This window comes from Microbispora sp. NPDC088329, assembly GCF_040685655.1.
Lineage (GTDB): Bacteria > Actinomycetota > Actinomycetes > Streptosporangiales > Streptosporangiaceae > Microbispora.
The window spans coordinates 16358-42665 of the sequence record NZ_JBFBIP010000016.1 but is presented as its reverse complement, the minus strand read 5'-3'; the positions used below and the strand labels follow the sequence as shown (position 1 = coordinate 42665).

Genomic DNA, 26308 nt, shown 5'->3' with positions numbered 1-26308 from the left:
GAGGGCACATGACACCATGATCAGCTGAGAAATGCCGAGAACCGCCGAGACAACCAGGGCCAGGTCATCACGGCGGTTCGGATGTTTCGCCAGGTCACGATCAAGGATGGATCAGATCTCGATGTACTAGGCCCGCAAGCCGTCTACCTGCATGTTCCGCCCTAGCAGCGTCGGAAAAGAACAGCCGGTGATCGGGCTGCTAGCGTTCGGCGCCATGTGGACCGAGGAGATCGTGGCCGGGCGACCGGCATGGCGGCATGCCCCGTCGGGCGTGGTGTTCCGGAAGGTTCCGGGCGGCACGTTCCGGATGGGCTTGTCCGACGCGGAGCTGGACGCGGTACGCGCCATCGAGCGCAGCGGCGGGGTCGAGGACACCATCGAGCCGTTCCTCGCGGGCGCCGGGGACGCACAGCCGGTACGCGAGGTGCGGGTCGAGCCGTTCCTGATCGCGCGGCACCCGCTGACGGTCGCGCAGGTCCGGCACTGGCTGCCCGAATACGAGGACCCGTACGCCGAGGCGGGCACCGGCACGGCCCGGCTCGAAGGCGACCTGGACGACCTGCTCAAGCTGTTGCCGTTCCAGCTGCCCAGCGAGGCGCAGTGGGAATACGCGGCGCGGGCCGGCACTACCACGCTGACCTTCCGCGGTGACGGGAAACCCGGCGAGGACCAACTGCTCGACGACTTCGGCGACGAGACGCGGGTGGCCGCGGCGGAGAACTCGTTCGGGCTGGCGGCAATGGGGTCGGCGAACGAGCTCTGTGCCGACGTGTGGATCCCCGGATTCGCGGGCGCGCCGGCAGACGCACAGCCACGGACCGGCGACGGGCCTCGGACCGTACGTGGCGGAGCCGTCGACGTATACCCGTGGCAGGGCTGCGACGAGTGGCTGCTGTTGCTCTCCGCCACCCGATACGAGCACGCGGAGTTCACGGCGGTTCGCCCGGTCGCACCACTGCCACCCCGCTGAAAGCCATCTCAGCGGATCCAGGGTGCCGGTAGTTTCCGGCCCAGAACAACGCTAAGCACTTTGATCTAAGGCAGCAGGCCCGTCTACGGCCGGCGGAACGTTGTAGCGCGCGCCACGCGGGACGCTCGTGTCCCTCCCACTGGGGCACGTAAGGGGCACAAGCCACCGTGAAACGTCGGCAACCAAAGACCACCGACGTGAGACCAGAAGACCGCCCGACCAGCGCAGCAAGCATCCTGACCCAGGTCGACAGGATGGCGGTCAGAGTTCCGCTTCAACGTCTGAACCGGCGCGACTCGGAGGCGATGTCCTTGCTCGTCCCTGACGTGGACCGGTGGGGCCAGGCGGACGGCTCGAGCCGGAACGACCTGGCCACGAAGGGCGAACTCCCAGTCATTCGATCACAGAGGGGATCGTCGTTGTGGGCGTGACCACCGCTTCGCGCGCGGAGCCGGTTCCTGAGTCCGCTCGCTCGCCACTGAGAGGGGCCCGCGCGGCGGTCGGCCGATTCGCTGTTCGCTGATACGACCCGAGCGCTATCATGGCTGATATCAGTTGAGGAGGTGGCTCTGATGTCAGCCATCGTCATCCGCGGGCTCGATGAGTCCGTGAAGAAGCAGCTCGCCGCTCAGGCGAAGGAGCACGGCCGCTCCATGGAAGCCGAGGTCCGCGACATCCTCACGAAGGCCGCGCGTCGGCCCCACATCGGCCTGGCGCTCATGCGGGCGGCGCAGGAGGTCGGCGGGATCGACGATCTCGTCGTCCCTGAGCGCGGCGACGTCGCACGAGCCGTGGACTTCGAATGATCGTCCTCGACACGAACGTCATCTCGGAGATCTTCCGACCGAAGCCCGATGCCCGCGTCGTGGCATGGTTGGAGTCTCTCGCCGGTGATGTGGCCATCACCTCCATCACGCTCGCCGAGCTTCTGGCCGGCGTGCGCCGTCTCCCGGATGGTCGCCGCAGGTCGGCGCTGAGCGCGGTGATCGAGAGCGCGTTGCAGCCCTACCGGGAGACCAAGGCCGTGCTGGCCTTCGACGACGAGGCGGCAGACCACTACGCCAAGGTGCTCGTCGCGCGTGAGCGGGCAGGGCTGCCGATCAGCACGGCCGATGCCCAGATCGCCGCGATCTGCCGGTCTCACAAGGCCGCGTGCGCGACCCGGAACACCAAGGACTTCGTGCAGACCGGAGTCGAACTGCTCGACCCCTGGGCAGACTGAGCCGGCTTCCTCGCTGCGCCCGACCATCGCACGCTCGCTCCGCTTCAACGTCTGAACCGGCGCTGTCCGCCACACCTCATGCCTTCGGCCCGAGGGGTGGCGGCAGGCGGGACGGACGAGCGCGGGCGGCTGTCAGGCGAGGTCGCGGTAGTAGTAGTACATCGGCTCGGTCGCCCCGGGCTCGCTGTTGGCGAAGCCGTGCGCCTCGTAGAAGCGGCGGGTGTCGGTGTCCTCACCGTCGACGTTTGTTTCGAGCGTCTCCGCGCCGCGTTCCCGCACCAGACGGCACGCCTCTTCCAGCAGGGCGTGCCCGAACTGCTGCCCGCGCAGGTCGGGCCGCACATACAGCTCGTCCAGGATCGCGGCCGGACCCTCCTGCCACACGTTGGGCCGGAAAGACAGAACCGCGACGCCGGCGGCCGGTTCGCCGGTGAGAAGGGCGACGAGTTGGTCCCCGGCGATCAGCCGGCGGAGGCGTGCCGTGAGCACGTCCGTTCCCGGTGACGGTGCGTCGAACTCGCGGTTGAAGGCGTCCAGCAACTCGGCGACGACAGCGGCGTCGGACGTCGTCGCCTGCCGTACCAGGTGCTCTTGCTGAGGTATGGCCACCTCTGGAACCTTCCTGCCCTGCCCGGCGGAGCGCAAGATATTTTCGAACATCCGGGGAAGAGGCGCGTGACCATTCCCACCCCGGCCGCGTCTGGTCTGTTGTGACAGACACGAAGACGCGGGGGGCATCATCATCGAGGAGCTGTACCGCGAGCACTGGGCGCTCGTGTGCGGGTTCCTGTTGCGCCGCACCCGCGACCCCCACCTCGCCGAGGACCTGGCTCAGGAGACGTTCGTCAAGGCGACCAGGGCGCTGCTCGGCTGGCGCGGTGAGAACCCGGCCGCGTGGCTGCTCGCCATCGCCCGCAACGTCCTGGTCGACCACTTTCGGCGCCACCACCGAGAGCTGGACCTGCCCCACCCGGACGAGCTCGGCGTGCCCCCGCTGCACATCGAGTCGCTGGCCGTGCGCGACGTCCTGGACCGGCTGCCCGAGGAGCATCGCAGGCTGCTCACCCTGGTCTATTTCGAGGGCTTCTCACTGGTCGAGGTGGCCGCGATGACCGGCAGGAAGCACACCACTGTCAAGACGGCCGTGTGGCGGGCCAGAGCGGCCTTCGCCGATCTCTACGGGGGTCCTCATGACTGACGACGATCTGCTGCCGCCCATGCCCGACTTCGATCCCAAGGCGACCCGCCGGGCCGTACGGCGGGGTGTCGCCCGCACCGCGATCACGGTGCTGGCGGCACTGCTGGTCCTCGTCCTGGCGGCGACGGTGGGCTCCGGCCTGATCCAGCGGCGCGGCGACCGGGAACAGCGCATGACCGACGTGCTGGGCACCGCCTTCAAGATTTACAACCCCGCCTACGACATCGATATCCGAAGCAGGGGTGCCACCACACCGCTGTCGATGTCGTTCACCGTGGCCGCCCGGCCCATGCGGGCCTTCGGGGGCTTCACCGAAGGGTACGGCGTCGAGCATGTCGTCACCCAGGACTTCTTCGGCCATGTGGGCAGGCTGCCGCTCGGCAACTTCGCCGGCACCTCGCTGAGCAGGGCGTTGATGAACGTGGGGACGACCCTCCAGCGCAAGGAGGACAGCCGCAAGGTGCTGGCCGGGATCCCGGAGGGGCTCAGCGCGCTGGCGGTGGTCGAGTTCGCGAGGCCGCTCACCGCCGACGAACTGGTCGCCTTCACCGCCAGACACAAGTCGCATGCCGAGAAGGTGGTTCTCGAGCGGCGTCCCGGATCCATGCCCATCACCTGGGGAGGCACGACGACGTGGGACAGGGCGCCGATGCCGGGAGAGCCCGGGGAGGAGCATGCGATCGAGCCCGTTGACGGGAACAAGCTGGACCTCAGGAACTTCCGCCGCTGGGTCGGCATCCTCGAGGACTACGACGACGACAACCTGCACGACTTCGATCTGAGCCTGGCCCGGCTGCGCAAGGCCGCGAACGACAGCCTGGCCTACGCCTACGTGGACTCGTGGGCGAGGATCGGGCAACTACGGGAGATCATCGAGGATCCGCTGGTCCGCACGGTCCGCGTGGCGGACGTCACCTACAACCTCGAAGGACCCTGAGACGGCCCGGTCGCGCAAAGCGGCGGTCATGGCGGTGAGGGCTCGTCATCGGGGGCGGGCGACGGGCTCGCCGTGCTCACGGTGCCCGCATCTCGCGACGATCGCGGAAGGACAAGCCCAGACTGCCCGGCCGTACAAGAAGCCGCAATCGCCCTACCGGCATCACCCGCCGCATCCCTCCCTCCGGTCAGATCCTCCATGGCCAGCGGAAACGCTTGAGCCAAGTGCCCTAGACGCATTCGGGAGGCTCGTTGAAGCATCGAGATGAGGCCGTTCGGCGTGAAGTCGCCACATCGAATTCTCCCTTTTCGCGACAAATCTTCTCGTCTGCCGTAATCCGGCATGCGGAAGGGGAGACGGCCGAATTCGGGCACCGGGAAAAGCCCAGGTGGCCCGACCTGCCGAGGCCCGATCGGGCCCAAGGAGGCAACCATGCATCGGAAATCCAGACAGCCGGCTCTCGCGGCGATTGCCGCCTCGACGTTCGCGGCCGGCGCGGTCGCGCTGCTCGGCGGCACCGCCTCCGCGGCCACCGGCGTCCCGGGCTCGGCCTGGGCGTCGCAGGCGGGCGAGCCCGGCGGTTCGGTGCGGGCGACGTCGTACACCACCACCATCAGCGAGCCGCTGCTGGTGACCGAGTCCGTACCCGGGGCCAGGATGCTGTCGGCTCCGCTGATCACCGCACCGGTGATCACGGAGAGCCTGCCGATCCAGGCGCCGCAGCTCACCGTCTCCATGCCGCGGATGTCCGTCGCGGAGCTGCCGCAGACCGTCTCGGTCATGGTAGGCCAGGAGTTCCCGGCGCAGTGGTCCGCCCGGCACCACAGCGGTTCGAGCCTGCGCAGTGAGGCGTTCCCTGCCAGGGGCATGTCGATGGAGCAGACGGCGGAGGAGGCCAGGCAGAGCATCAGGGACGAGGCGAGCAGCGCCAAGCAGCAGATCATGCAGCAGGCGACGAACGCGCAGCAGCGCATCGAGCAGATGTCCCAGCGCGCCCAGCAGCAGTTGTCGGAGGCGCAGTCCCAGTCCCCGTCGCTGTCCCAGTCGCAGAGCTCCTCGCTGCCCGAGAGCGCCTTGGGAAACGCGCCGGAGAGCGGTCCGCCGGCGGCCATCCCGCCGACCTTGGGCGAGTCGTCCTCCTCGTACTCCTCGGAGGCGTGTCAGTAAGGGCGCGGGCACCGGCCCGCGGCACGACGGCCCCGCTTCGGGCGGGGCCGTCCGCCGTCCGGGGCGAGGCGCTCGGTTTCGTTATGCCTGCGAGCTGCGAAGACAGCAATAGGTGGCGGTTAGGTAATCGCTGCCCCCGCTGGCCAGGCGTAACGTGCTTTTCCGCAGAGTGGATAGGTGTGGGGCGTCTCAACGGGATGTGGACCTGGTTTGCTCGGTCGCGGCGATGCTTGCACCATGGGCGTGGCTTACCTGGAAGAATTGGTGAGACCGCTAGGGTGAATACTTCAATGCGGTTAACCGGATCGAGAGCAAGAGGAAACCGCGCCAGCCGGAGGGATCGGCGCGAGCGGAGGCGTGATGGCTCGCAGGTCAGACGTCCAGCAGGATCCGCGGATCGCTGGCGACCCTGACCCATACCCACTGGAAGGCTTCGAGCCGGCCGGCGCCGCGAACGGCACGGCCCCCCGCCGCAGAGGCTGGAGCGGCGGTGGAGGCCGCTGGCTCGTGTGGACCGGGCGGGTCATCCTCTGGGCGCTGATCGTCGTCATCGTGGTCAACGGCATACGTGCCCCGTTGGAACGGCTGGCGGGGGACGACCCGGCCACCGTGACTCCCACCGGCACGGCCACGTCCGGATTCCCGGTGACGCAGGCGACGGCGTTCGCCAACCAGTTCGCGGCGGTTTACCTGAACTACGACGCGGCCAACCCCCAGCAGCGCGCGGAACGGCTCAAGTCGTTCCTGCCGGAGGGCGCCGACGATCAGTTCGGCTGGAACGGCTACGGGCGCATGTCGGCCGGAGCATTCCAGTTCGCCGGGATCGATGTGGTCGACGACCACAACGCCCGGGTGACCGTGACGTACCAGTCCGGAGCCAGCCGCGGCCTGCTGTCCGTGCCGATCTACTACGACAACGGCAGGTTCGTGGTCTCGGCCCAGCCGGCTCTGCTGCCCGAACCTGGTCCGGCGGGCCTGCCGCAGCTGCCGGACCCCGACCGCGACTCCGCCACCGAGGCCGAACTGCGTCCCCAGCTCGAAGGCTTCTTCAAGGCGTACGCCGCGGGCAACCAGAACGATCTGCAGCGTTACGTCGCGAGTGGGGCGACCGTCAACGGGTTCGACGGCGAGTTCACCCTCGCCGAGCTGAAGGACGTCGTGGTCCCGCCGGGCGGCGCCGACAGCAGGAAGGTCACGGCGGTGGTCGTGTGGGCGGTGGCGTCCGGAGAGTCGGCGGCGGTGGCCAGCCCGTCGCAGGACCCGGAGGCGCAGCCCGCCGGTCTCGAGCAGGCATACCAGTTGACGATCGAAAAGCAGGGCGGCAAGTGGTTCGTCAGGGACATCCAGGGTGCGAGCCGATCCGTGGGGTAGCGCATGCCCGGCAAAGACATCGCTGATCCATACCCCCGGGAGGGCGAGAGTTGATACTGAAGACCATCGCGGACCACGTCCTTGATCTGGCCGCGCCGTCACCGGCGCCAACGACGGGCATCAACACCGAAGGTCTCGCCGAATTCCTCCGGAGGTTCTTCGCTCCGCTCTTCCTCGCGGTCGTCTCGGTCGTGGCACTCTTCTTCCTCTTCACCCGCGAGATCACCAGGTTTGTCCAGTTCATCATCCTGGCGATCGCGATCGGCGTGATCTTCTACGTTCCCAACATCATCGAGGTGACGGCGAAGGCGATCGCGGGCGCGCTTGGCATCAAGTGATCGGGCGGAGAGGAGGTTCGGGGTGGATCTGCCCACATATACCAATATCTGGCGTATTGAGAAGCGGCTGTACAAGCTGTACGACCTACGGCTGCCGATGCCGCTTCCGGTCGTCTGGATCGGTGTGTTCGTGGGTGTCTCCGTGCCGTGGTGGGTCTTCCTCTACCTGATCGGGCTGCCGTTCGAGGCTCCCTGGCACGTCATATACCTGGTCCCTCCCGGCGTGCTCACCTGGCTGTCCACCCGTCCCGTCATCGAGGGCAAGCGCCTCACCGAGCTGCTCCAGTCGCAGCTCCGCTACGTGAGCGAGCCCCGGATCTGGTGCCGCATGGCCCCGTTCGACGAGCCGGACGAGGTCGCCCTGACAGCGCGTGTCTGGCGGACCTCGCCGCCGGCCGTGGCGGTGCGCGGCAGGGCGGCCCGGAGGGCCCGCCGCGCGGTCTCGGTCAAGGTGCCCGTTCCGAAGATCCCCCGGACGGGCGTACGGGCGGCCCCGGGAGTCGCGGCGCGAGCGGCCGCGCACGAGGTGGACCCGTCGCGCGTCGTGCGCCCGGCCGTGGCGGCCGCCGCGGCCGCAGCCGTGCCGGTCACCGGCACCCCCGCCCCTTCCCGCAGCGGTACGGCCGCCAGGACCGGCGCCGCCGGTGAGCGCGTCTTCTACCTTCCGGAACCGTCCGCGCCCCCCGCGAGCCCGGCGGAGCCGCGAGCCGGCCATGACGCCGTACGCGAGGAGCGGCCGGGAGGCCATGTCACCGGCCCGGATCACGGACACGACCCGGATGAGAGTCACGGGCATGCGGGACACGGGCATGCGGGACACGACGTCCAGGAGGGCCATGAGCCGGGCTCTGCCGAGCCGGAATCTCACGCGGCTCCCGCCGAGGCGTCGGACGCGCCCGCCGTTCCCCCCATCGGCACCGAGACGCTGCGCCGTCTGCGCAGGCTCGCCGCTTCGGCCGAACCCCGCGCCGTGTCGCCGTCCGCTGTGACGTCCTTCACGACACCGGGTGAGCCCGCCCAGGATTCCTCCGCGCGAAGTGAGCCGAGCGGGCCCGAGCCGGCCACGGGCGAGTCCGCAAACGAGGAACCGGCCCACGACGAGCAGGCGGTGACGGAGGAGGCTCCGGCGTCCGCGCCGTCCGTGGAGCCCGCCGACGACGCGGCCGATCCCGCGGACGGCGACCAGGCCGCCCCGCAGGACACGGCGCAAGAGGACACGGCGCAAGAGGACACGGCGCCGGAAGACACGGCGCCGGAAGACACGGCGCCGGAAGACACGGCGCCGGAAGACACGGCGCCGGAAAACACCGCGCAGCGGGACGCCGAGGCCCTTGAACAGCATCGCAAGGGCCGTCCGCCTAGGCTCGTGCGGCCCCGGGTGCCGGGTGGCGCCTGGAGCGGGACCTCCCGGATTTCCTCTCCGGAGCCGGAGCCGGAGCCGGAGCAGGTGCCCTCGGCGGCGGGCGAAACGGCCGAGACCGGGGAACACGCGGAGGCCGTCGATCGGCATCCTGGGGACGCCACGACGGGCCCTGCACCGGCGGCCGACGCCGCGACGGAGGAAACGCCGCACATGTCCACCTCCACGACCCGGCTGCACGCCGCTCAGGAGGCCGGGCCGAGAGAGACCCTCGACGACACCGGTTCTGGGACGCACACCGCCCGGGAGGGGACGCATGCGCCGGGCTCGCGGCCGTACGAGAGCGCCGGGGGCGAGTCCCGCGGCGGATTCCGTGGATCCGGTGCCCACAGCAGAAGTGACACCGGCGGCGAGGAGGCCGCGCCCGCGATGCCGGCCGTCCTCCCCGAGCCGGGCGTGCCCACCGGTAAGGGAAGCGTGACGCCGCCTCCGGCGGGCCCGGCGGGGGTGTCGATCCGGGCCGTGCCCGCGGGACCCCGCGCGGCCGGCCCCGCCGGTCCCGCCCGCCCGTCCCTGCCCGCCGCGGGCAGGACCACGCCCGGCAGGCCGGCGCACGAGGAGCCGCCGCGGCTGCGCCGTGTCGAGGCCGTCGTCGGGCGTGACACCTCGGGCGGCTGGCGGCGGCTGGCACAGGTCGTGGTGGGCGGCAGCCGTACGGACGGCATGGAGGTCGACGAGGCCCGGACCCGCATCCCGCTCACCACGAGCAGGCGGATCATGGTGCTCGGCTGCACCGGCGGCGCCGGGCAGACGACCACGGCGTTAATGCTGGGCCACACGCTGGCCCGCTACCGCGAGGACCGCGTGCTCGCGCTCGACGCGAACACCGGAGAGGACACGCTCACGACGAGGATCGCCGCCGAGTCCCCCGAGACGCTGAGCTCGCTCATCGAGGGCTCGGAAGAGGTGACCGGCTACCTCGGCATGCGGGCGTACACGACGCGCTGCGAATCGGGGCTGGAGGTCGTCGGGGCGGACACCGACGACCGGGTGACGCAGCGCCTGGCGGAACGCGCGTTCCTGGCCGACTGGCGCAGGACGCTCGCCGCGCTCGACCGGCACTACCGGCTCACCGTGATCGACCCCGCGGCCGCGCTGGCGGCCCGGCTCCTGCCGTACGCCGACCAACTCGTGCTGGTCGCCCCCGCGAGCGAGGACGCCTCCGAGGCGGTGGCGATGACCTACGAGTGGCTCGACGGGCATGGCTGCTCCGACCTGCGGCGCCGCGCCGTCATGGTGATCAACGGCGTGAGCCGCCGCAGCCTCCCCGACGTGGAGCAGGCGGAGGCGGTCGCCAGCGGCCGCTGCCGGGCCATCGTCCGGGTGCCCTGGGAGGACGAGCTGGCTCCCGGACGGCCGGGACCGGTCGACGTCAATCACCTCCGCATGGGCGGCCGCAGGGCGTACGTTGCGCTTGCGGGTGTGATCGTGAGCGGCCTGGCGGCTGTCCAGGCCAAGCAGGAGGTGGCCAGATGAGGGGCGAGCGAGGAAGCTGGTGATAGGTCGATGAGCAGGGCGCGCAGTCGCCTCGCGGTACGGTACTTCGACGATCGCGTTCTCCTCACCGACTCGGCGGCCTGGGCCTACTTCCGGCTGCCGACGGTGAGTTACGAGTTCCTCACCCCCGAGGAGCGCGAGGCGCTGGCCACGAACATCACGATCGCGCTGGCCGCGATCAGAATGTCCGACGCCGAGGTGCACCTGCGGATCGCGCACCGGGCCTATCCGGCGGCGGAGTGGGCGATGGCGCTCAACTCGACCTCCGACGAGGGCCCGGGCTGGCGGGAGTACCTGGAGGAGATGTATCGCCACGTCTGGGCCAAGGACTTCTGGAGCAAGGAGGTCTACCTCGGCGTACGGCTCGGGCCGCGTGGCGCGCAGCTCGGCACCGGCGTGTTCGGCCAGCTCTTCGGCTTCTACCAGCGCAGCGAGAGGGCGCTCGGCATCGAGGACGACCACGTGCCGGACAAGGAGATCAACCGGTGGACCGAGGCGGCGGAACGGCTCGGCCGGGCCCTGGCCTCCAGCGCGTTGTACGCGCGCCACGCCACCTCCACCGAGATCGCCTGGCTGTTCCAGCACGCGGCGGCGGGCGGCCTCGGCGAGCCGCTGCCGTCGGCCACGCCGCGTCGCAGATGGGGCAAGGGCGAGATCGAGTCGCTGGTCGAGGGCCAGATCCACAACGGCAGGTCGCTGCTGCGGATCGAGCAGCCGGCCGGAGACTCCTACACCGCGCATTTGTCGTTCGCCCGGTTCCCCGACCTCATGCCGTTCCCCGACGGCGAGCCGTGGCTCCACTTCGCCGACCAGTTGCCGTTCCCGGTGGAGGTCTCCAGCCGGATGCGGCTGATCCCCCCGGTCAGGGCGAGCAAGGACGTCGCGCGCAAGCTGGCCCACGCCCGCGACATGGACATCCACATCCGCGAGGCGGGCGCCGAGGCGCCGCTCGCGCTGGCCGAGCAGATCGACGCCGCCCGCATGCTGGAGCACGGCATCACCAAGGAACGCCTGCCGTTCGTGTACGGCTGGCACCGGCTGAGCGTCAGCGCGCCGACCGAGGAGATGTGCGTCCAGCGGGTCGAGGCCGTCGTGGAGCACTACCGCGACCTCGGCATCGACGTCGTCAACTCCACCGGCGACCAGTTCTCGCTGTTCTGCGAGGCCCTGCCGGGGGAGCGCCTGCGGGTCAACGCGTACGCCCAGCGGCAGCCGCTGCGCACGATCGCGGGCGGCATGGCCACCGCGACCGTCGAGATCGGCGACCGGGTGGACGAGTCGAACGCCGGATGGACCGGGCCCTACATCGGGGAGACGCTGGGCCGGGCGCGCAGCATCGTCCACTTCGACCCGCTCGTCGCGGCGGCGCGCAACCGCCCGACCGCCATCGCGATCACCGGCGAACCGGGCGGCGGCAAGACGACGCTCGCGTTGCTGCTGATCTACCAGATGGCGCTGCGCGGCGTCACGATCGCCGTCATCGACCCCAAGGGCGACGCCGAGTCGCTCGTACGGCTGCTGCGCGACCGGGGCCGCAAGGCCAGGGTGATCCCGCTGGGGTCGGCGGCGCCGGGCCTGCTCGACCCGTTCTCGTTCGGCGACGACATCGCGACCAAGAAGACGATGGCGACCGAGACCCTGCGGCTGCTGCTGCCGAGGATGTCGGAGGAGCGCGAGTCCGCGATGATCCAGGCGGTCGCCGCGGTCTCCAACGAGCCCGATCCGTCGCTCGGCAAGGTGGTCGACCACCTGGAGCAGTCCACCGACCCGGCGTCCAAGAACCTCGGCGCCGTGCTGCGGTCGATGTCGGAGATGCATCTGGCACGGCTGTGCTTCGACGCGTCGGGGGGCGAGCAGATCGACACCGAGGGCTGGACGACCGTGTTCACGCTCGGCGGCCTCACGCTGCCGGACGTGATGACGGCAAGGGACGACTACTCCTACGAGCAGCGGCTGTCGGTCGCGCTGCTCTACCTGGTGTCGCAGTTCGCGCGGCGGCTGATGAACGGGCTCGACCGGCGCACACCGAAGGCGATCTTCCTCGACGAGGCGTGGGCGATCACGTCCACCCCGGAGGGCGCCAAGCTCGTGCCGGAGGTCTCCCGGATGGGCCGTTCGCGCAACACCGCGCTCGTCCTCGTCTCGCAGAACGCCGGTGACCTGCTCAACGAGCAGGTGACCAACTGTCTGTCGTCGGTCTTCGCGTTCCGTTCCACCGAGCGTGTGGAGGTCGAGCACGTGATGGAGCTCCTCGGGGTGGACCCGTCGGAGGAGCACAAGGGGGTGCTGCGCTCCCTCGGCAACGGGGAGTGCGTCTTCCGAGATCTGGACGGCCGTGCGGGCCGTATCGGGGTGGACCTGATCTCGGAGGAACTCCTGCGCTGGCTTGACACCAATCCGACACACGACAAACCCGGCGAGAACGTGCATGATCTTCTTGACGGGGGCTCCGGTCGGTCGGGGGTCGCGCAGGAGGTGCGATCGTGAGCGTGCGCAGGAACGGTCCCAGAGGTCGCACCAGAGAGGGAGGCAGACGCGGCAGACGGATTCGGCGGAGCCTTGCTCTGTTGTTCGTCGCGTTCGCGGCGTTCGTGACGCTGCCGCTGGTCTTCCCCAGCGGCACGGCGAGCGCGGTCGGGCCCTGTGACCTGTCACCCGCCCTGGCTCCGGAGATCGTGGGCGGCGGCGTCGACGGGCTGGTGCAGCCGCCGTCGACAGAAGAGACGACGGCCGGTGCCGGCCAGCCCACCCAGGCGCCGAAGGAGCCGCAGACCAACTACGAGCGGTACGGCATGGCCGGCCAGTTCTGGCACACCTATGACCTGGGGTGCTCCGACGTCACGGCCGTGCTCGGCAATGCCTGGGCCAACACGATCTTCTCGTGGGCCAAGGCCGTCGACCGGCTGACGATCAGCACCTACCAGGCGGCGGCGACCGAGGGACCGCTGCAGCCCATCAAGGAAGTCGCCGACGAGATCGTCACCAATCTCGCCAACGCGATGTACTGGCCCTACCTGCGGCCGATCGTCATCCTCGGCGCGATCTGGCTGGCGTGGTACGGCCTGATCCGCAAACGCGCCACGACGACCACCGAGGGCGTCATCTGGATGGTCCTCGCCGTCACGGTGGCGATCTGGTTCTTCAGCCGTCCCGGCGACTTCACCAGCCTCGGCAAGACCGTGACCGACAAGACCGGCGAGATCGTCAACTCGGCGTTCTCCGGCCTGCCGGGAGCGGGCGGCGCGTCCTGCCTGCCCATGAAGGAGACCGAGCCGGGGCAGACGCCGAGCGAGCCCACGCCCGGGGGCTACGGCCGCCAGGGCACGCCCGGGGTGGCCCAGAACGCCGACGCGCTGTGGTCGGTGCTGGTGTGCAAGCCCTGGCTGATGGGCGAGTTCGGCACGGCCGACCCCGACGCCGGCGTGGTGAAGGGCCTGGGCGCGAAGACTCTGAACCTCCAGGCGCTCGACGCCAAGGAACAGGCGGCCGGCCAGATCCCCAGCACCGACGAGCACCAGAAGCGGTTCGAGGAGGAGGTCGCCAAGCCCTTGCAGGGCACCCCGATGTACTTCCTCTTCCAGGGCAAGGACTGGACCAGCCGCCTCGGCATCGCGATCGGCGCGTTCATCGCGGCGATGGTCGCCGGTCTGCTCATCTTCCTCGTCGCGGTGTCGCTGCTCGTTTTGAAGGTCGGCTTCCTGCTGCTGCTGATGCTCGGGCCGATCTTCCTGCTGATCGGCGTGCATCCTGGCTCGGGCCGCATCATCGCCATGCGCTGGGTGGAGATGCTGGTCGGCACGCTGCTCCGCCAGGCGGTGCTGGCCCTGGTGCTCGGCGTCCTCGTGTACGGCTACGCCCTGATCATCTCGACCAACCTGCCCTGGGGCATGCAGATCCTGTTCATGGCGCTGATGACGATCGCGGTCTTCTTCTACAGGCGGCCGTTCCAGCACCTGTTCGCCTCGATGGACGGGCACACGCTCACCACCCGGATGCTCGGCGAGGCCACCACCGCGCCGACCCTGTCGCGGGCGGCCAACGCGCTGCCGCCGGTCGCCGCCGCCCGGGCGGGCCGATGGGGCCTGCGCAAGGCCGAGCCGGTCATCGGCGCGGCCGTGATGGCGACCGGCGCGGGCACGGCGGCGGCCGCCGCTGCGGGCGTGGCGCAGGGCCGCGTGCGCGGCGAGGAGGGCGCGGGCAACGTCGCCGCCCAGGCCGGAGCGCGTGCGGGGGCGCAACCCGCACCGCTCGACGCCGACGCGCAGGGAGCAGGTCGCCGCAAGGCCGGGGTCACCGCCTCGCGTCCGGGAACGGCCCCGCCGCTCAACCTGTCGGGGGTGCGGCCCGGCGGGTCCGTACGGGCGTCCGGGCCGTCCGGCCCGGCCTCGCCCTCCGCGCCCCAGGCCGCGCCGTCGCAGCGGGTCACCGGCGCCTCCGCCGCGCCGGCCCCGTCCGCCGCGCCGTCCCGAGGAGGGTCCGGCGGCGGGTCCGGCGGTGGGTCCGGCACCGGGTCCGGCGGCGGCTGGTTCAGCGGCAGGTCGGGCGGCTGGGCCTCCCGGCCGTCCTCGACGCGATCGTCCGGCGGCGGCTCGGGCGGGTTCTTCGGCGGCTCACGCGGTTCGTCGAGCGGTTCGAGCAGGTCGAGCGGCTCGGGCGGGTTCTTCGGCGGCTCCTCCGGCAGGTCCTCGAGCAGGTCGTCCGGTGGTTCGTCCAGTGGTTCGTCGTCTGGAGGCCTGTTCGGCGGGTCGTCCCGGCGGGGCGACGGCGGCCGTTCCCGGCCCGCCCCGCCGCGTGACTCCGGTTCGTCGGCCGGCTCGTCCTCCAGCCGTTCCCGTGCCGCCGAGCCGCCTCCGCTCTGGCTGCCGACCAGGGGAGCGGGGACACGCCGTGACAGCGACGCACCGACCCCGTTCTGGGCCACGCCCGCCGACCACGACTCAGACTGATGAGAAACCGAAACAGCGACCGGGGGAAGGGCCTCGCCTTCGCGGCGGCCGTCGTGGTGCTCGCCGCCGTCGGCGTCTACCTCACGATGAGCCCGCCGTCGGGTTCCTCCTCCGAGGGCGGCGAGCAGACGAGGGAGCAGTCTGTCGTGGTCACCCCGCGGGTGACGACCGCGGTCAGGGAGCCCAGCCCGGTGGCCACGACTCCCGGCGCCTTCGACGTGTACGCGTACCTGCCGCTGTCGAGACAGGAGATCGGTGCGGCGGCCGACCTCGCCCGCCGCTTCACCGAGGCGTACGGCGGCTTCTCGCCCGGTGAGGAGCCGGCGGCGCGCGCCGAACGGCTGACGCGGTTCGCGACCGAGGAGTTCGCCGGCCAGCTCACCAGGACCGTCACCGACCCCGCCGTGGTGGAACAGAACAAGGCCGACCAGGTGACCTCGAAGGCGTCGGCGAAAGTGGCGACGATCCGCGACATGACGGCGAACCAGGTGGTGTTCGTCGTCGACTCGGTCCGTCACGTGACGGACAAGAACGGCCAGAAGGACGTGCCCGAGCGGTTCGCCGTGACCGTGGTCAAGGCGGGGACCGACTGGCGGGTGTACGACCTGCAACTGGCCGACGCGGGTCAGGACGGGGACACCTCGTCATGACCGTCTCGGCACGCGTCCTACGCGGGCTCACCTCGGCGGGGCGGGACTGGCGGACGATCGCCGTGGCCCTCGTCGTGATCGTCCCGGCCACGCTGCTCGGCTCGATCATCCTGATGACCCCCAGCCCGTCGATCCTCCTCGGCGGCGGCGCGGCCGAGAACTGCGCGGAGGCGGCCACCGGGTCCACCGGGGACGCCGCCGACGTCTCCCAGACGGCGCAGGGCGACATCCCGGCCGACTACCTGGAGCTCTACAAGAAGTTCGGCAAGCAGATCGGCGTGCAGTGGAACGTCCTGGCCGCAATCGGCAAGCGGGAGACGAACCACGGCCGCTCGACGTTGCCGGGAGTGGGCAGCGGCACCAACTACGCGGGGGCCGCCGGCCCGATGCAGTTCCTCATCAGCACCTGGGGCGGCCAGGCCAAGATGAAGATCGAGCCGGGCATCAACGGCTACGCCTCCGACGGCGACGGGGACGGCTACGGCGACGTCTACAACCCGGCGGACGCCATCCTCGGCGCCGCCAAGATGCTCAAGCGCAACGGCGCCCCCGACGACCTCAGAAGAGCGATCTTCGTCTACAACCGGGCCACCTGGTACGTCGACCAGGTGCTGGAGATCGCCAAGCGCTACGCGGCGACCGGGGACATCGGCGTGCCGCCGGAGGCCGACCCGGCCTGCGACTCCGGCTACGTCGACAGCGCCCCCGACGACGTCGTACGCGAGATCCTCGAGTACGCTCTGGCGCAGCGGGGCAAGCCGTACCGGTGGGGTGGCACAGGCCCGGACGCCTTCGACTGCTCGGGGATCATCTACATGGCCTACCGCAACGCGGGTCTGACCATTCCCCGCACGACCTTCGGCCAGTGGCCCTTCGGTGCCAAGATCGAGGAGGGCGAGGAGCAGCCCGGCGACCTCGTCTTCTTCAACGCCGGGCCGGGCACGTCCAAGGACAGTCCCGGCCATGTGGGGATGATCGTGTCGCCCGGCAAGATGATCGAGGCGCGGTGCACGCTCTGTGGGCCCATCAAGGTCACGACGTACCGCGACCGGCCGAACATCGTGGGCTTCACCCGCCCGCTGGAGAACGAGGCCGTCATCGCGCAGCTCAAGCGGGCCCAGACATGACGCGTCTCGTCGTCGGCGCCGCGATCGTCGGGGACGGCCGCCTCCTGGCCGCCCAGAGGTCCGGCCCTCCCGAGCTGCGCGGCGGCTGGGAGTTCCCCGGCGGGAAGGTCGACCCGGGGGAGGACGAGCGCGCGGCGCTGGTGCGCGAGTGCGCCGAGGAGCTCGGCGTCGAGGTCGTACTCGGGAGCCGCGTCGGCGGGGACTGGCCGCTGCCCGGCGGTTCTGTGATGCACGTGTGGCTCGCCACCGTCGTCGAGGGCGTGCCCCGCCCGCTGGAACACCTCGCGCTGCGCTGGCTGGAGCCGCACGACTTGTACGACGTCGCCTGGCTCGCGGCGGACCTGCCGGTCGTCGCCGCGATCGAGAAGCTGCTGTAGTCGCCGAATCGTTCGCAAGATCCGGCTTTGCTCCTGCTTTTACCGAACTACAATCGGTGTTGGTTTCGGAGCGGCCCGACAGGAGGCGATCGGTGATCGGACGCGCGTACATGAGGGCCGCGTCCACGGCTGTCGCGTCGGTGGCTCTCGCCACGGTGGCGACCCTGGCGCTGGCCCCGGTGATCGGCGTCAAGGCCGAGCCGGTGGAGCCGTGTGACCCCACTCAGGATCCCCAGTGCGCGGTCGTCACGGTCACCGTCACGCAGACGCCGCCGGCCAGTCCGGCGGAGGCGAGCCCCACCGCCGATCCCGTGGTGACCAAGACCGTCACCATCACGCCGACGCCGAAGCAGACCAAGACCGCGACGCCCAAGCCGGTCAAGACGACCACCGCTCCTCCCGCGTCCACCACGGAGCAGGAAGCGCCGTCGCAGACCACGCAGACGCTCCCCGCGCTGACCGACGCCCCCGTCCCGAGTCCCAGCCCGAGCCCGCAGGACGAGGGGCAGGTGGTCCTGCCCACCGCGCCGGTCGAGCCGTCGCCGGACGTGGCGCAGCAGACCCCCAGCGCGGGCGTGTCGTTCGAGCAGCCCGATCCCGAGACGGTGCCGATCGAGATCCGCAACGCGTCCCCCGAGTACGACAAGCCGACGCTGGCCCACCGGCTCGCCATCCCCGCCGGAGTTCTCGTCGGCATCGCGCTCATCGCCTGGCTGATCTTCGAGGGCCGGCTGCGGAGGATGGCGCACGCGGCCGCCGTACGGCGGGGTGGCCCGGTCGCGGCGCGGACGCCGGCTCCCGCCGAGGCGGCGGCGGCCTATCCGGCGGCCACGCCCGGCTACGCCCCGATGGTCGGCTTCGTGCCCGTCCAGTCCTACGCCATGGGATATCCGCAGCAGCCGCAGCCCTACGGCTACCCGGTGCCGTACGGCTACGCCCAGTCGCCGTACGGGTATCCGGTGGCGGACCCCGCCCAGATGCAGGCCCAGCAGCAGGCCCAGCAGCAGGCCCAGCAGCAGGCGGCGCAGGGCCAGCAGTACCCGGCCCCGGCCGACCCCTGGGCCGAGGCCACCGGTCCCGGCGAGGACCCGGGCACCCGCCGCTGAAACGACGAGAAGCGCCGATCGGGCCGGCCGATCGGCGCTTCTTCCGCGGGCTCAGCGCTGGCGCTTGAAGATCTTCGAGCCCAGCCAGACCAGCGGGTCGTACTTCCGGTCGACCACGCGCTCCTTCATCGGGATCAGCGCGTTGTCAGTGATCTTGATGTGCTCGGGGCAGACCTCGGTGCAGCACTTGGTGATGTTGCAGTAGCCGAGGCCGTGCTCCTCCTGCGCCGAATCCTTGCGCTCCGCCACGTCGTACGGGTGCATGTCGAGCTCGGCGATCCGCATGAGGTAGCGCGGGCCGGCGAAGTTCGGCTTGTTCTCCTCATGGTCGCGGATCACGTGACAGACGTTCTGGCACATGAAGCACTCGATGCACTTGCGGAACTCCTGCGAGCGCTCGACGTCGACCTGCTGCATGCGGTACTCGCCCGGCTTGACGTCGGCCGGCGGCGTGAACGACGGGATCTCGCGGGCCTTCTGGTAGTTGAACGACACGTCCGTCACCAGGTCCTTGATGACCGGGAACGTCCGCAGCGGCGTGACCGTGATGGTCTCGCTCTCCTCGAAGGTGGACATCCGGGTCATGCAGCCCAGCCGGGGCTTGCCATTGATCTCCATCGAGCACGAGCCGCACTTGCCGGCCTTGCAGTTCCAGCGGACCGCGAGGTCGGGGGCCTGCGTGGCTTGGAGCCGGTGGATGACGTCGAGGACGACCTCGCCCTCGTTCACCTCGACGGTGAAGTCCTCCAGGCGGCCCTCGCCGCCCTCGCCGCGCCAGATGCGGAACTTCGCCTTGTATCCCATCACGACTCCTTGACCGCGGCGTCGTATTCCGCCAGCTCTTCCTCGGTGAGGTACTTCTCCAGCTCGGAGCGCTCGAACAGACCGATGAGGTCGCCCCGCATGGACGGCTGGATCTTCTCCTCGACCGTGATGGACGTGCCGTCCGGGGAGGCGGAGCAGACCAGCAGCCTGCGCCGCCACGCGGCCGACATGCCGGGGAAGTCGTCGCGGGTGTGGCCGCCGCGGCTCTCCTCCCGCAACAGCGCGGCCTTCGCCACGCACTCGCTCACCAGCAGCATGTTCCGCAGGTCGAGAGCGAGGTGCCAGCCCGGGTTGTAGATCCGGCTGCCCGCGGAGGCGGTGTTCCCGGCCCGCTCCTTGAGCTTCTCGATGACCTGGAGGGCCTCGCTGATCTCCTCGGACTTGCGGATGATGCCGACCAGGTCGTTCATCGTGCGCTGCAGCTCGTGGTGGACCTCGTACGGGTTCTCCCCGCCGGTCCGCTCCAGCGGGGTCAGGGCCTCGGCCTTGGCCTCCTCGACGCCGGTCACGACCGGCCGCCTGGCCAGCCCGTCCACGTACGCCGCGGCTCCAGCGCCGGCCCTGCGGCCGAACACCAGCAGGTCCGACAGCGAGTTGCCGCCGAGGCGGTTGGACCCGTGCATGCCGCCGGAGACCTCACCGGCCGCGAACAGGCCGGGGACCGACGCCGCGCCGGTGTCGGCGTCCACCTCGACGCCGCCCATGATGTAGTGGCAGGTCGGGCCGACCTGCATGGGCTCCTTGGTGATGTCGACGTCCGCCAGCTCCTTGAACTGGTGGTGCATCGACGGCAGCCGCCTGACGATCTCAGCGGCCGGCAGGCGGGTGGACACGTCGAGGAACACGCCGCCCTGCGGTGAGCCGCGCCCGGCCTTCACCTCGGCGTTGATCGCCCTGGCCACCTCGTCACGCGGCAGCAGCTCCGGCGGGCGGCGGTTGTTGGCCTGGTCGTCGTACCAGCGGTCCGCCTCCTCCTCAGTCGTGGCGTACTTGTCCTTGAACACGTCCGGGATGTAGTCGAACATGAACCGGCGGCCCTCGGAGTTGCGCAGGACGCCGCCGTCGCCGCGCACCGACTCGGTCACCAGGATGCCGCGCACCGACGGGGGCCAGACCATGCCCGTCGGGTGGAACTGGATGAACTCCATGTTGATGAGCTTCGCTCCGGCGAGCAGGGCCAGCGCGTGACCGTCACCGGTGTACTCCCAGGAGTTCGACGTGACGACGTACGACTTGCCGATGCCGCCGGTGGCCAGCACCACGGCGGGGGCGTCGAAGACGATGAAGTCGCCGGTCTCGCGCCAGTAGCCGAAGGCCCCGGAGATGGCACCGTTTTCCCCGTGCCCGGAGCCGGCGTCCTTCAGCAACTGGGTGATCGTGCATTCGGCGAAGACCTTGATGTACGCCTCGGGGTCGCCGTGCAGCCTCTCGTCCTCCTGCTGGAGGGCGACGACGCGCTGCTGGAGGGTGCGGATCAGCTCCAGGCCGGTACGGTCGCCCACGTGGGCGAGGCGCGGGTACTCGTGGCCGCCGAAGTTGCGCTGGCTGATCTTGCCGTCCTTGGTGCGGTCGAACAGCGCGCCCCAGGCCTCCAGCTCCCAGACGCGGTCCGGGGCCTCCTTGGCGTGGAGTTCCGCCATGCGCCAGTTGTTGAGGAACTTGCCTCCGCGCATGGTGTCGCGGAAGTGCACCATCCAGTTGTCGCTCGGATTGACGTTGCCCATCGCGGCCGCGGCGCCGCCCTCGGCCATGACCGTGTGGGCCTTGCCGAACAACGACTTGCAGACGATCGCCGTCCGCTTGCCCTGCTGCCGCGCCTCGATCGCCGCGCGGAGCCCCGCTCCACCGGCTCCGATGACGACGACGTCGTATTCGTGACGCTCCACTTGAGATCCTTATGCGAACGGGAAGTTGATGACGCCCTTGGCGACGAGCCGGACGTACAGGTCGGCGATCATGACCGAGAACAGCGAGGCCCAGGCGAACTGCTGGTGCCTGGCGTTGAGCTTCGAGACCAGGGTCCACGCCTTGTAACGCAGCGGGTGCTTGGAGAAGTGGTTCAGGCGCCCGGCGGTGATGTGGCGGCACGAGTGGCAGCCGAACGTGTAGCAGAGAATGAGCGCCGCGTTGGCGAGCAGGATCCAGGAGCCCAGCCCGGCGGGCTTGTGCACCAGCGCGAGCACCGCGTCGTACGTCAGGATCAGGCCGATGAGGATGGCGAAGTAGAAGAAGTAGCGGTGGATGTTCTGCAGGATCAGCGGCAGACGCGTCTCACCGGTGTACTTCCCATGCGGCTCGGCCACGGCGCACGCCGGCGGCGACATCCAGAACGACCGGTAGTAGGCCTTGCGGTAGTAGTAGCAGGTGAGCCGGAACCCGCCGGGCAGTCCGAGGATCAAAATCCCGGGCGGCAGCGTGTACCAGTCACCGAACGGGGCGAGCCCGAACAACCGGGCCCCCTCGGGACACGACGTCGCCAGGCACGGCGACGAGAAGGGCGCGATGTACGGGTCGACGAAGTAGCTCTTGTCGAAGATCGCCCAAAATCCGTAAATCAAGAACAACAGGAGCCCGGCGGCGGTGAACGCCGGAGCCAGCCACCATCGGTCGGTGCGAAGCGTGCGCACCCTGATTTGCGCGCGTTGTTTCCTAGCCGTGCTCTCGGCCGTTGTCTGGGTCATCGGAGACCTTCCACCCTCACTGACTCCGCGCACGCCGGAGCGACCGCGCCGTACTGCTCAGGCCGTGCGCGTTATTGGTGGGGCACACATTACGACGAGCACATCACGAAGTGTGAGGAGGGTCACTCCTCCTCGCTGTGATCTCGGTCACTTCCCAGGCAGTTTGACGACGGTCACGAAGAATTCGTCGATCTGCCGTACTACCCGCGTGAACTGGTCGAAATCCACCGGCTTGGTGATGTACGCGTTGGCGTGCAGGTTGTATCCACGCAGGATATCCTGCTCGGCCTCCGATGTGGTGAGGATCACAACGGGGATGGTCCGCAGGGAGGGGTCCCTCTTGACCTCCTCCAGCACCTCGAAGCCGTTCACGCGGGGCAGGTTGAGGTCGAGCAGCACCAGGTCGGGCCGGCGCGCGTCGGAGTACTGCCCCTCGGCGCGCAGGAAGGCCAGCGCCTGCTCGCCGTCGTTGACCACGTGCAGGTTGTTGCCGACCTTGTTGTAGGAGAACGCCTCCTGGCAGAGCAGGACGTCGCCCGGGTCGTCCTCGACCAGGAGGACCTCGATCGGGCGGAATTCAGTCATCGGGATCTCCCAAGGCCGGCAGCGTCCAGCGGAACGTGGCTCCGGCGTCCTCGTTCGTGTCGAGCCAGATCCGGCCGCCATGATATTCGACGATTTTCCGGCACAGGGCCAGTCCGATGCCCGTCCCCGGGTAGACGTCCCTCGGGTGCAGGCGCTGGAAAATCAGGAAGATGCGGTCGGCGTACTTGGACTCGACGCCGATTCCGTTGTCCGAGCAGCTGAACTCCCACACGTCGCCGTCCTGGCGTACGCCGATGTGGACGCGGGGAGGCTCCTCCGAACGGAACTTGAGCGCGTTGCTGACGAGGTTCTGGAAGAGCTGGGTCAGCAGCGTGCGGTTGCCGACGACCTTGGGCATGTCGTCGTGGGTGACCGTCGCGCCGGTCTCCGTCAGCCGGGAGTCGAGGTTGCGCAGGGCGCCGGCCAGCGCGTCACCGGTGTCCATCTCCTCTCGCTCGCCGCCGACGCGGCCCACCCGGGAGAAGTCGAGCAGGTCGTTGATGAGCAGCTGCATGCGGCGGGCGCCGTCGACCGCGAAGCCGATGTACTGCCGGGCGCGGTCGTCCAGGCGATCGGCGTAGCGCTGCTCCAGCATCTGGGTGAAGCTCGCCACCTTGCGCAGCGGCTCCTGCAGGTCGTGGCTGGCCACGTAGGCGAACTGCTCCAGCTCCCGGTTGGAGCGCTTGAGCTCCTCGGCCTGCTCGGCGAGCTGCTGACGGGCCTCGACGGACGCCTGCCACTCGGTCATGATCCGGCGGCGCATCCCGTCGACGTGGCCCGACAGCTCCCACAGCTCGGCCGGCCGCTCGACCCGGATCTCGTGGTCGAAGTCGCCCGCGGCCACCGCCCTGACCTGGCGGGTCAGCCGGGCGATCGGGCCGCCGACGGCGCGGCGCACGATCAGCGCGCAGAAGACGATCGCCAGCACCATCGCGCCGACCAGCGCGGCGACCGCCACATAGATGGTGTCCCAGCCGGAGTAGAGCCGGGCCCTGGCCACGTCGTGCAGCCGCCCCAGCAGGGCCTGCTGCTCGTCGAGGGAGGCCTTGACCGCCGAGAAGCGCTGCAGGTTGTTCCTGGCCAGGTCGGTGAGCGAGCCGGGACCGCTCTTGAGGGTTCTGGCGACCACGGGCTCGGCGTAGTCGCGCCGCCAGGCGTCCGTGGCGTCGGTGAGCTCGCGGATCTGGCGGCGCACGCCGTAGCCCTCCGGAAGCCGGGGGACGAGTTTGGCGATCGCGTCCTTGGCCGACTGCTCCTCCGAGACGCCCTGGCGATAGGTGTCGAGGTACTGCTGCTCTCCGGTGAGCCCGTATCCGCGGATCGCGCCCTCCTGCGCCTGCACCGCCCTGGCGACGCGCAGCGTCTGCAGGGCGGCGGGATCGACCGCGTCGACGAGGGTCTGCCGGGCCTCGTACGTCGAGGTCAGCGCCAGGAGAATGGCGCTGACCGCGATCACGAAGATGAGCAGGACGCCGGCCCCGGCGAGCAGGAACCACCGGCCGACCGGCATGCGGGAGCCCCGCGCGGACGGGGTGAGCGGGGGCAGCGGGGCCGGGGCCGTCTCGACCTGCCCCTGTGCGGGGTACGCCGTGCTCACGCGATCGCCTCCCGAATGTCCTCCCGGACGCTCTGCTCGGCGTGACCGCGCGCGACGAGGACGGCCGCGACGTCGTCGTGCATGGCGCCGTCGAGACTGGCGATGATGCGGTCGAGGTCGATCCCCGCCTGGGCGCGGATCAGGTTCGCGAGCCCCTCGGTGCCGAGCAGGTCCCGGTTCTCGCCGACCGTGGCCTCGATCAGGCCGTCGGTGTAGAGCAGCAGCGACCATCGCTCGCCCAAGGTGACGTCGATGGGCGTCCACTCGATGTCCGGGAAGATCCCCAGCGGCGGGCCCGACGGCGTCTCGGTGACCACTCCGAGCACGCCGTCGCGCAGCAGCAGCGGGGGCGGGTGACCGATCACGTGCAGGCGGGCGGTGGTCAGGTCGGGAGTGATGGCGGCGGTGCACATCGTGGTGAAGATCTCCGGCGACTTGCGCTCGTGCCGCAGCAGCGTGTCGAGGGTGCGCAGCACGTCGTTGCCGGTCTGCCCGGCCAGCACCAGGGTGCGCCAGGCGATGCGCAGCGCCGTGCCGAGCGCGGCCTCGTCGGGCCCGTGCCCGCACACGTCGCCGATCAGCACGTGCACCGCGCCGTCGGGCGTCTGCACCGTGTCCCAGAAGTCGCCGGCCAGCAGCCCGCCCGTACGTCCGGGAAGGTAACGGGCCTGGTGGTGCAGGAGCGTGGGGTCGAGCAGGGGGACGGGCAGCAGGCCGCGTTCGAGGCGGGAGTTCTCCTTGCTGATGATGCGTTCCTGCAGGAGCTCGCGCATGGCGAGATCGGCGCGCTTGCGCTCGATGGCGTATCGGATGGCCCGGATCAGCAGCCGGGCGTCGACGTCCTGCTTGACCAGGAAGTCCTGTGCTCCGGCGGCGACCGCCTCGATGCCGACGTGGGCGTCCCCGAGCCCGGTGAGGACGAGCACCGCCGTGTCCGGGGCCATGGCGATGACCTGCTGCAGCGCTTCCAGCCCGGAGGCGTCGGGAAGGGACAGGTCGACGAGCACGCACTGCACGTCGTCGGTGAGCCGCGCGCGTCCCTCGGCGAGCGTCCGCGCCCAGGTGATCTTCGGCGGCCTCTCGGCGCCCGCCAGCAACTCCTCGACGAGAAACGCGTCGCCGGCGTCGTCCTCGATCAGCAGGAGGGTGAGCGGATCGGGCAGATCAGGGGAGACCGGGGTCACGAACGCCTCTCGTCAGCGTCGGCATCATCGTCGTGCAGCATCGTGTGCACAAACTTATCGTCTGGGAACTGCTCGGTAGGGGATCACACGTCAACGAGTGTCTCTATTCCCGGAGGAAGCGTCCCGTCACGTGCGGCGTCGCCGAGGAACGACAACAGCGTCCCACGGAAGGCCTGCGCCGCCCGAGTCGGCTCCACGTCTTTGCGGTGGGCGAGGGCGACCGTACGGCGCAGCCCCGGCAGCAGTGGGGTGCCCGTCAGCCTCGGGCGGTTCTCCAGCACCATCGAGGGCACCACGGCGATGCCCAGCCCCGCCTCGACGAACCGCAGCACCGCGTCCATCTCCCCGCCCTCCACCGCGAAGCGCGGTTCGAAACCCGCCTGCCGGCACGCCGCCAGCGTCGCCTCCCGCACGTCGTACCCCCGGCGGAACATCACGAGGGGCCGGCCGCGCAGGTCCTCGATCCGTATGTACGACCTGCGCCCCCGGGCCGACGTGGAGGCCACGACGAGGTTCTCGCTCAGGATCTCCTGGGTCACCAGCGACGGATCGCTGCTCTGCAGCGGCAGGATGATCAGCGCCAGGTCGAGCTGACCCCTGGCGAGGTCGCGGACGAGGTCGCGGGACCCGCCCTCCTCGACCTGCAGCTCCACCCCGGGGTAGTCGCGGTGGAAGCGGGCCAGCGCGTCGGCCAGCAGCCCGGCGCACAGCGACGGGGTCGCGCCGAGCCGCACCCGCCCCCGCCGTAGCCCGGCGAGCTCGGCGACCTCGCGCCGGGCCGTCTCGGCGTCGGCGAGCATGCGGCGGGCGAGCGGCAGGAGCGCCTCACCCGCCGGGGTGAGGGTGACGTTGCCCCTGGCCCGGCTGAACAGCGGGGCTCCCAGCTCGGTCTCCAGGCTCTTGATCTGCTTGCTCAGCGACGGCTGCGCGACCCGCATCCGCTCCGCGGCCTGCGTGAAGTGCCGCGTCTCGGCCACGGCCATGAAGTAGGCCAGTTGCTGGAGCTGCACACTCAATAGCCTAGGGCTATCGCCGAAGCCGGCTCGATGCGCCCCCCGTGCCGCGAAACCGTGTGAGTTTCGTCGCACCCATCCGGGGCTTTCGGCCCTG

The 26308-nt window shown here is 70.2% G+C and carries 23 protein-coding genes; 15 read left to right on the top strand and 8 right to left on the bottom strand.

Going from position 1 to position 26308, the window contains the following annotated elements; genetic code table 11:
• The first annotated feature begins 187 nt into the window (after positions 1–187).
• From AB0O28_RS26600 to AB0O28_RS26590, 3 genes are all read left to right on the top strand, one after another.
• Positions 188–970, top strand: a complete 783-nt coding sequence (locus tag AB0O28_RS26600) for an SUMF1/EgtB/PvdO family nonheme iron enzyme (protein ID WP_363644655.1) — start codon at positions 188–190, stop codon at positions 968–970.
• A gap of 572 nt (positions 971–1542) precedes the next feature.
• Entirely contained in the window at positions 1543–1776 is a 234-nt protein-coding gene (locus AB0O28_RS26595) for an Arc family DNA-binding protein (protein ID WP_363644653.1), read from the top strand.
• Positions 1773–2192 carry a type II toxin-antitoxin system VapC family toxin gene (locus AB0O28_RS26590; protein WP_363644651.1) on the top strand — a complete coding sequence of 140 codons (420 nt, stop codon included), beginning with the start codon at positions 1773–1775 and terminating at the stop codon, positions 2190–2192. Before AB0O28_RS26595 ends, AB0O28_RS26590 begins: the two co-directional genes overlap by 4 nt.
• 132 nt (positions 2193–2324) lie before the next feature.
• Here the strand turns inward: AB0O28_RS26590 and AB0O28_RS26585 are convergent, their stop codons facing one another.
• Positions 2325–2801: a GNAT family N-acetyltransferase gene (locus AB0O28_RS26585; RefSeq protein WP_363644649.1), complete on the bottom strand. Its 477-nt coding sequence runs from the start codon at positions 2799–2801 to the stop codon at positions 2325–2327.
• A 91-nt stretch (positions 2802–2892) separates the two neighbouring features.
• Here AB0O28_RS26585 and AB0O28_RS26580 point away from each other — a divergent pair, with 91 nt between their 5' ends.
• The 12 genes from AB0O28_RS26580 (at position 2893) to AB0O28_RS26525 (ending at position 18326) form a co-directional block, all read left to right on the top strand.
• Positions 2893–3390, top strand: coding sequence for an RNA polymerase sigma factor (locus AB0O28_RS26580; RefSeq protein ID WP_363644934.1), 498 nt, complete (start codon positions 2893–2895; stop codon positions 3388–3390).
• A complete protein-coding gene (locus AB0O28_RS26575) occupies positions 3383–4327 on the top strand; it encodes a hypothetical protein (RefSeq protein WP_363644647.1) in 945 nt (314 codons plus the stop codon). The genes AB0O28_RS26580 and AB0O28_RS26575 overlap by 8 nt, the downstream gene beginning before the upstream one ends.
• Before the next feature lie 432 nt (positions 4328–4759).
• Complete coding sequence (locus AB0O28_RS26570) at positions 4760–5494, top strand: hypothetical protein (RefSeq protein ID WP_363644645.1); 735 nt, start codon at positions 4760–4762, stop codon at positions 5492–5494.
• Between the two features lie 360 nt (positions 5495–5854).
• Positions 5855–6865: a conjugal transfer protein gene (locus AB0O28_RS26565; RefSeq protein ID WP_363644643.1), complete on the top strand. Its 1011-nt coding sequence runs from the start codon at positions 5855–5857 to the stop codon at positions 6863–6865.
• Between the two features lie 50 nt (positions 6866–6915).
• Positions 6916–7203, top strand: a complete 288-nt coding sequence (locus tag AB0O28_RS26560) for a hypothetical protein (protein ID WP_363644641.1) — start codon at positions 6916–6918, stop codon at positions 7201–7203.
• Positions 7204–7225: 22 nt separating this feature from the next.
• Entirely contained in the window at positions 7226–10099 is a 2874-nt protein-coding gene (locus tag AB0O28_RS26555; RefSeq protein ID WP_363644640.1) for a TcpE family conjugal transfer membrane protein, read from the top strand.
• Between the two features lie 30 nt (positions 10100–10129).
• A complete protein-coding gene (locus tag AB0O28_RS26550; protein ID WP_363644638.1) occupies positions 10130–12607 on the top strand; it encodes an ATP-binding protein in 2478 nt (825 codons plus the stop codon).
• An 80-nt stretch (positions 12608–12687) separates the two neighbouring features.
• The gene (locus tag AB0O28_RS26545; protein WP_363644636.1) at positions 12688–15066 is read left to right on the top strand and encodes a type IV secretion system protein; all 2379 of its coding nucleotides are present in this window, start codon (positions 12688–12690) and stop codon (positions 15064–15066) included.
• A complete protein-coding gene (locus tag AB0O28_RS26540) occupies positions 15066–15716 on the top strand; it encodes a hypothetical protein (RefSeq protein ID WP_363644634.1) in 651 nt (216 codons plus the stop codon). Before AB0O28_RS26545 ends, AB0O28_RS26540 begins: the two co-directional genes overlap by 1 nt.
• Positions 15713–16843: a bifunctional lytic transglycosylase/C40 family peptidase gene (locus AB0O28_RS26535; protein ID WP_363644632.1), complete on the top strand. Its 1131-nt coding sequence runs from the start codon at positions 15713–15715 to the stop codon at positions 16841–16843. The genes AB0O28_RS26540 and AB0O28_RS26535 overlap by 4 nt, the downstream gene beginning before the upstream one ends.
• A complete protein-coding gene (locus AB0O28_RS26530) occupies positions 16840–17220 on the top strand; it encodes a (deoxy)nucleoside triphosphate pyrophosphohydrolase (RefSeq protein ID WP_363644630.1) in 381 nt (126 codons plus the stop codon). The genes AB0O28_RS26535 and AB0O28_RS26530 overlap by 4 nt, the downstream gene beginning before the upstream one ends.
• 92 nt (positions 17221–17312) lie before the next feature.
• Positions 17313–18326, top strand: a complete 1014-nt coding sequence (locus tag AB0O28_RS26525) for a hypothetical protein (RefSeq protein WP_363644628.1) — start codon at positions 17313–17315, stop codon at positions 18324–18326.
• 51 nt (positions 18327–18377) lie between these two features.
• Here AB0O28_RS26525 and AB0O28_RS26520 read toward each other — a convergent pair whose 3' ends face one another.
• The 7 genes from AB0O28_RS26520 to AB0O28_RS26490 all read right to left on the bottom strand — a co-directional run bounded on the left by AB0O28_RS26520 (position 18378) and on the right by AB0O28_RS26490 (position 26208).
• A complete protein-coding gene (locus AB0O28_RS26520; RefSeq protein ID WP_363644626.1) occupies positions 18378–19130 on the bottom strand; it encodes a succinate dehydrogenase/fumarate reductase iron-sulfur subunit in 753 nt (250 codons plus the stop codon).
• Positions 19130–21037, bottom strand: a complete 1908-nt coding sequence (locus AB0O28_RS26515; protein WP_363644624.1) for a fumarate reductase/succinate dehydrogenase flavoprotein subunit — start codon at positions 21035–21037, stop codon at positions 19130–19132. Before AB0O28_RS26515 ends, AB0O28_RS26520 begins: the two co-directional genes overlap by 1 nt.
• Positions 21038–21046: 9 nt before the next feature.
• The gene (locus AB0O28_RS26510; RefSeq protein WP_363644622.1) at positions 21047–21832 is read right to left on the bottom strand and encodes a hypothetical protein; all 786 of its coding nucleotides are present in this window, start codon (positions 21830–21832) and stop codon (positions 21047–21049) included.
• 147 nt (positions 21833–21979) lie between these two features.
• Complete coding sequence (locus tag AB0O28_RS26505; RefSeq protein WP_363644620.1) at positions 21980–22417, bottom strand: response regulator; 438 nt, start codon at positions 22415–22417, stop codon at positions 21980–21982.
• On the bottom strand, positions 22410–24014 hold the full coding sequence (locus AB0O28_RS26500) for an ATP-binding protein (protein ID WP_363644618.1): 1605 nt from the start codon (positions 24012–24014) through the stop codon (positions 22410–22412). Before AB0O28_RS26500 ends, AB0O28_RS26505 begins: the two co-directional genes overlap by 8 nt.
• The gene (locus AB0O28_RS26495; RefSeq protein WP_363644616.1) at positions 24011–25198 is read right to left on the bottom strand and encodes a fused response regulator/phosphatase; all 1188 of its coding nucleotides are present in this window, start codon (positions 25196–25198) and stop codon (positions 24011–24013) included. The genes AB0O28_RS26500 and AB0O28_RS26495 overlap by 4 nt, the downstream gene beginning before the upstream one ends.
• Positions 25199–25281: 83 nt before the next feature.
• The gene (locus AB0O28_RS26490; RefSeq protein ID WP_363644614.1) at positions 25282–26208 is read right to left on the bottom strand and encodes a LysR substrate-binding domain-containing protein; all 927 of its coding nucleotides are present in this window, start codon (positions 26206–26208) and stop codon (positions 25282–25284) included.
• Positions 26209–26308: the final 100 nt, after the last annotated feature.

Excerpts from the sequence above, each read along its gene's own strand:
- AB0O28_RS26595 (WP_363644653.1), top strand. The coding sequence starts at position 1,543 with ATGTCAGCCATCGTCATCCGCGGGCTCGATGAGTCCGTGAAGAAGCAG.
- AB0O28_RS26590 (WP_363644651.1), top strand. The coding sequence starts at position 1,773 with ATGATCGTCCTCGACACGAACGTCATCTCGGAGATCTTCCGACCGAAG.
- AB0O28_RS26575 (WP_363644647.1), top strand. The coding sequence starts at position 3,383 with ATGACTGACGACGATCTGCTGCCGCCCATGCCCGACTTCGATCCCAAG.
- AB0O28_RS26570 (WP_363644645.1), top strand. The coding sequence starts at position 4,760 with ATGCATCGGAAATCCAGACAGCCGGCTCTCGCGGCGATTGCCGCCTCG.
- AB0O28_RS26565 (WP_363644643.1), top strand. The coding sequence starts at position 5,855 with ATGGCTCGCAGGTCAGACGTCCAGCAGGATCCGCGGATCGCTGGCGAC.
- AB0O28_RS26550 (WP_363644638.1), top strand. The coding sequence starts at position 10,130 with ATGAGCAGGGCGCGCAGTCGCCTCGCGGTACGGTACTTCGACGATCGC.
- AB0O28_RS26540 (WP_363644634.1), top strand. The coding sequence starts at position 15,066 with ATGAGAAACCGAAACAGCGACCGGGGGAAGGGCCTCGCCTTCGCGGCG.
- AB0O28_RS26535 (WP_363644632.1), top strand. The coding sequence starts at position 15,713 with ATGACCGTCTCGGCACGCGTCCTACGCGGGCTCACCTCGGCGGGGCGG.
- AB0O28_RS26530 (WP_363644630.1), top strand. The coding sequence starts at position 16,840 with ATGACGCGTCTCGTCGTCGGCGCCGCGATCGTCGGGGACGGCCGCCTC.
- AB0O28_RS26520 (WP_363644626.1), bottom strand. The coding sequence starts at position 19,130 with ATGGGATACAAGGCGAAGTTCCGCATCTGGCGCGGCGAGGGCGGCGAG.
- AB0O28_RS26510 (WP_363644622.1), bottom strand. The coding sequence starts at position 21,832 with ATGACCCAGACAACGGCCGAGAGCACGGCTAGGAAACAACGCGCGCAA.
- AB0O28_RS26505 (WP_363644620.1), bottom strand. The coding sequence starts at position 22,417 with ATGACTGAATTCCGCCCGATCGAGGTCCTCCTGGTCGAGGACGACCCG.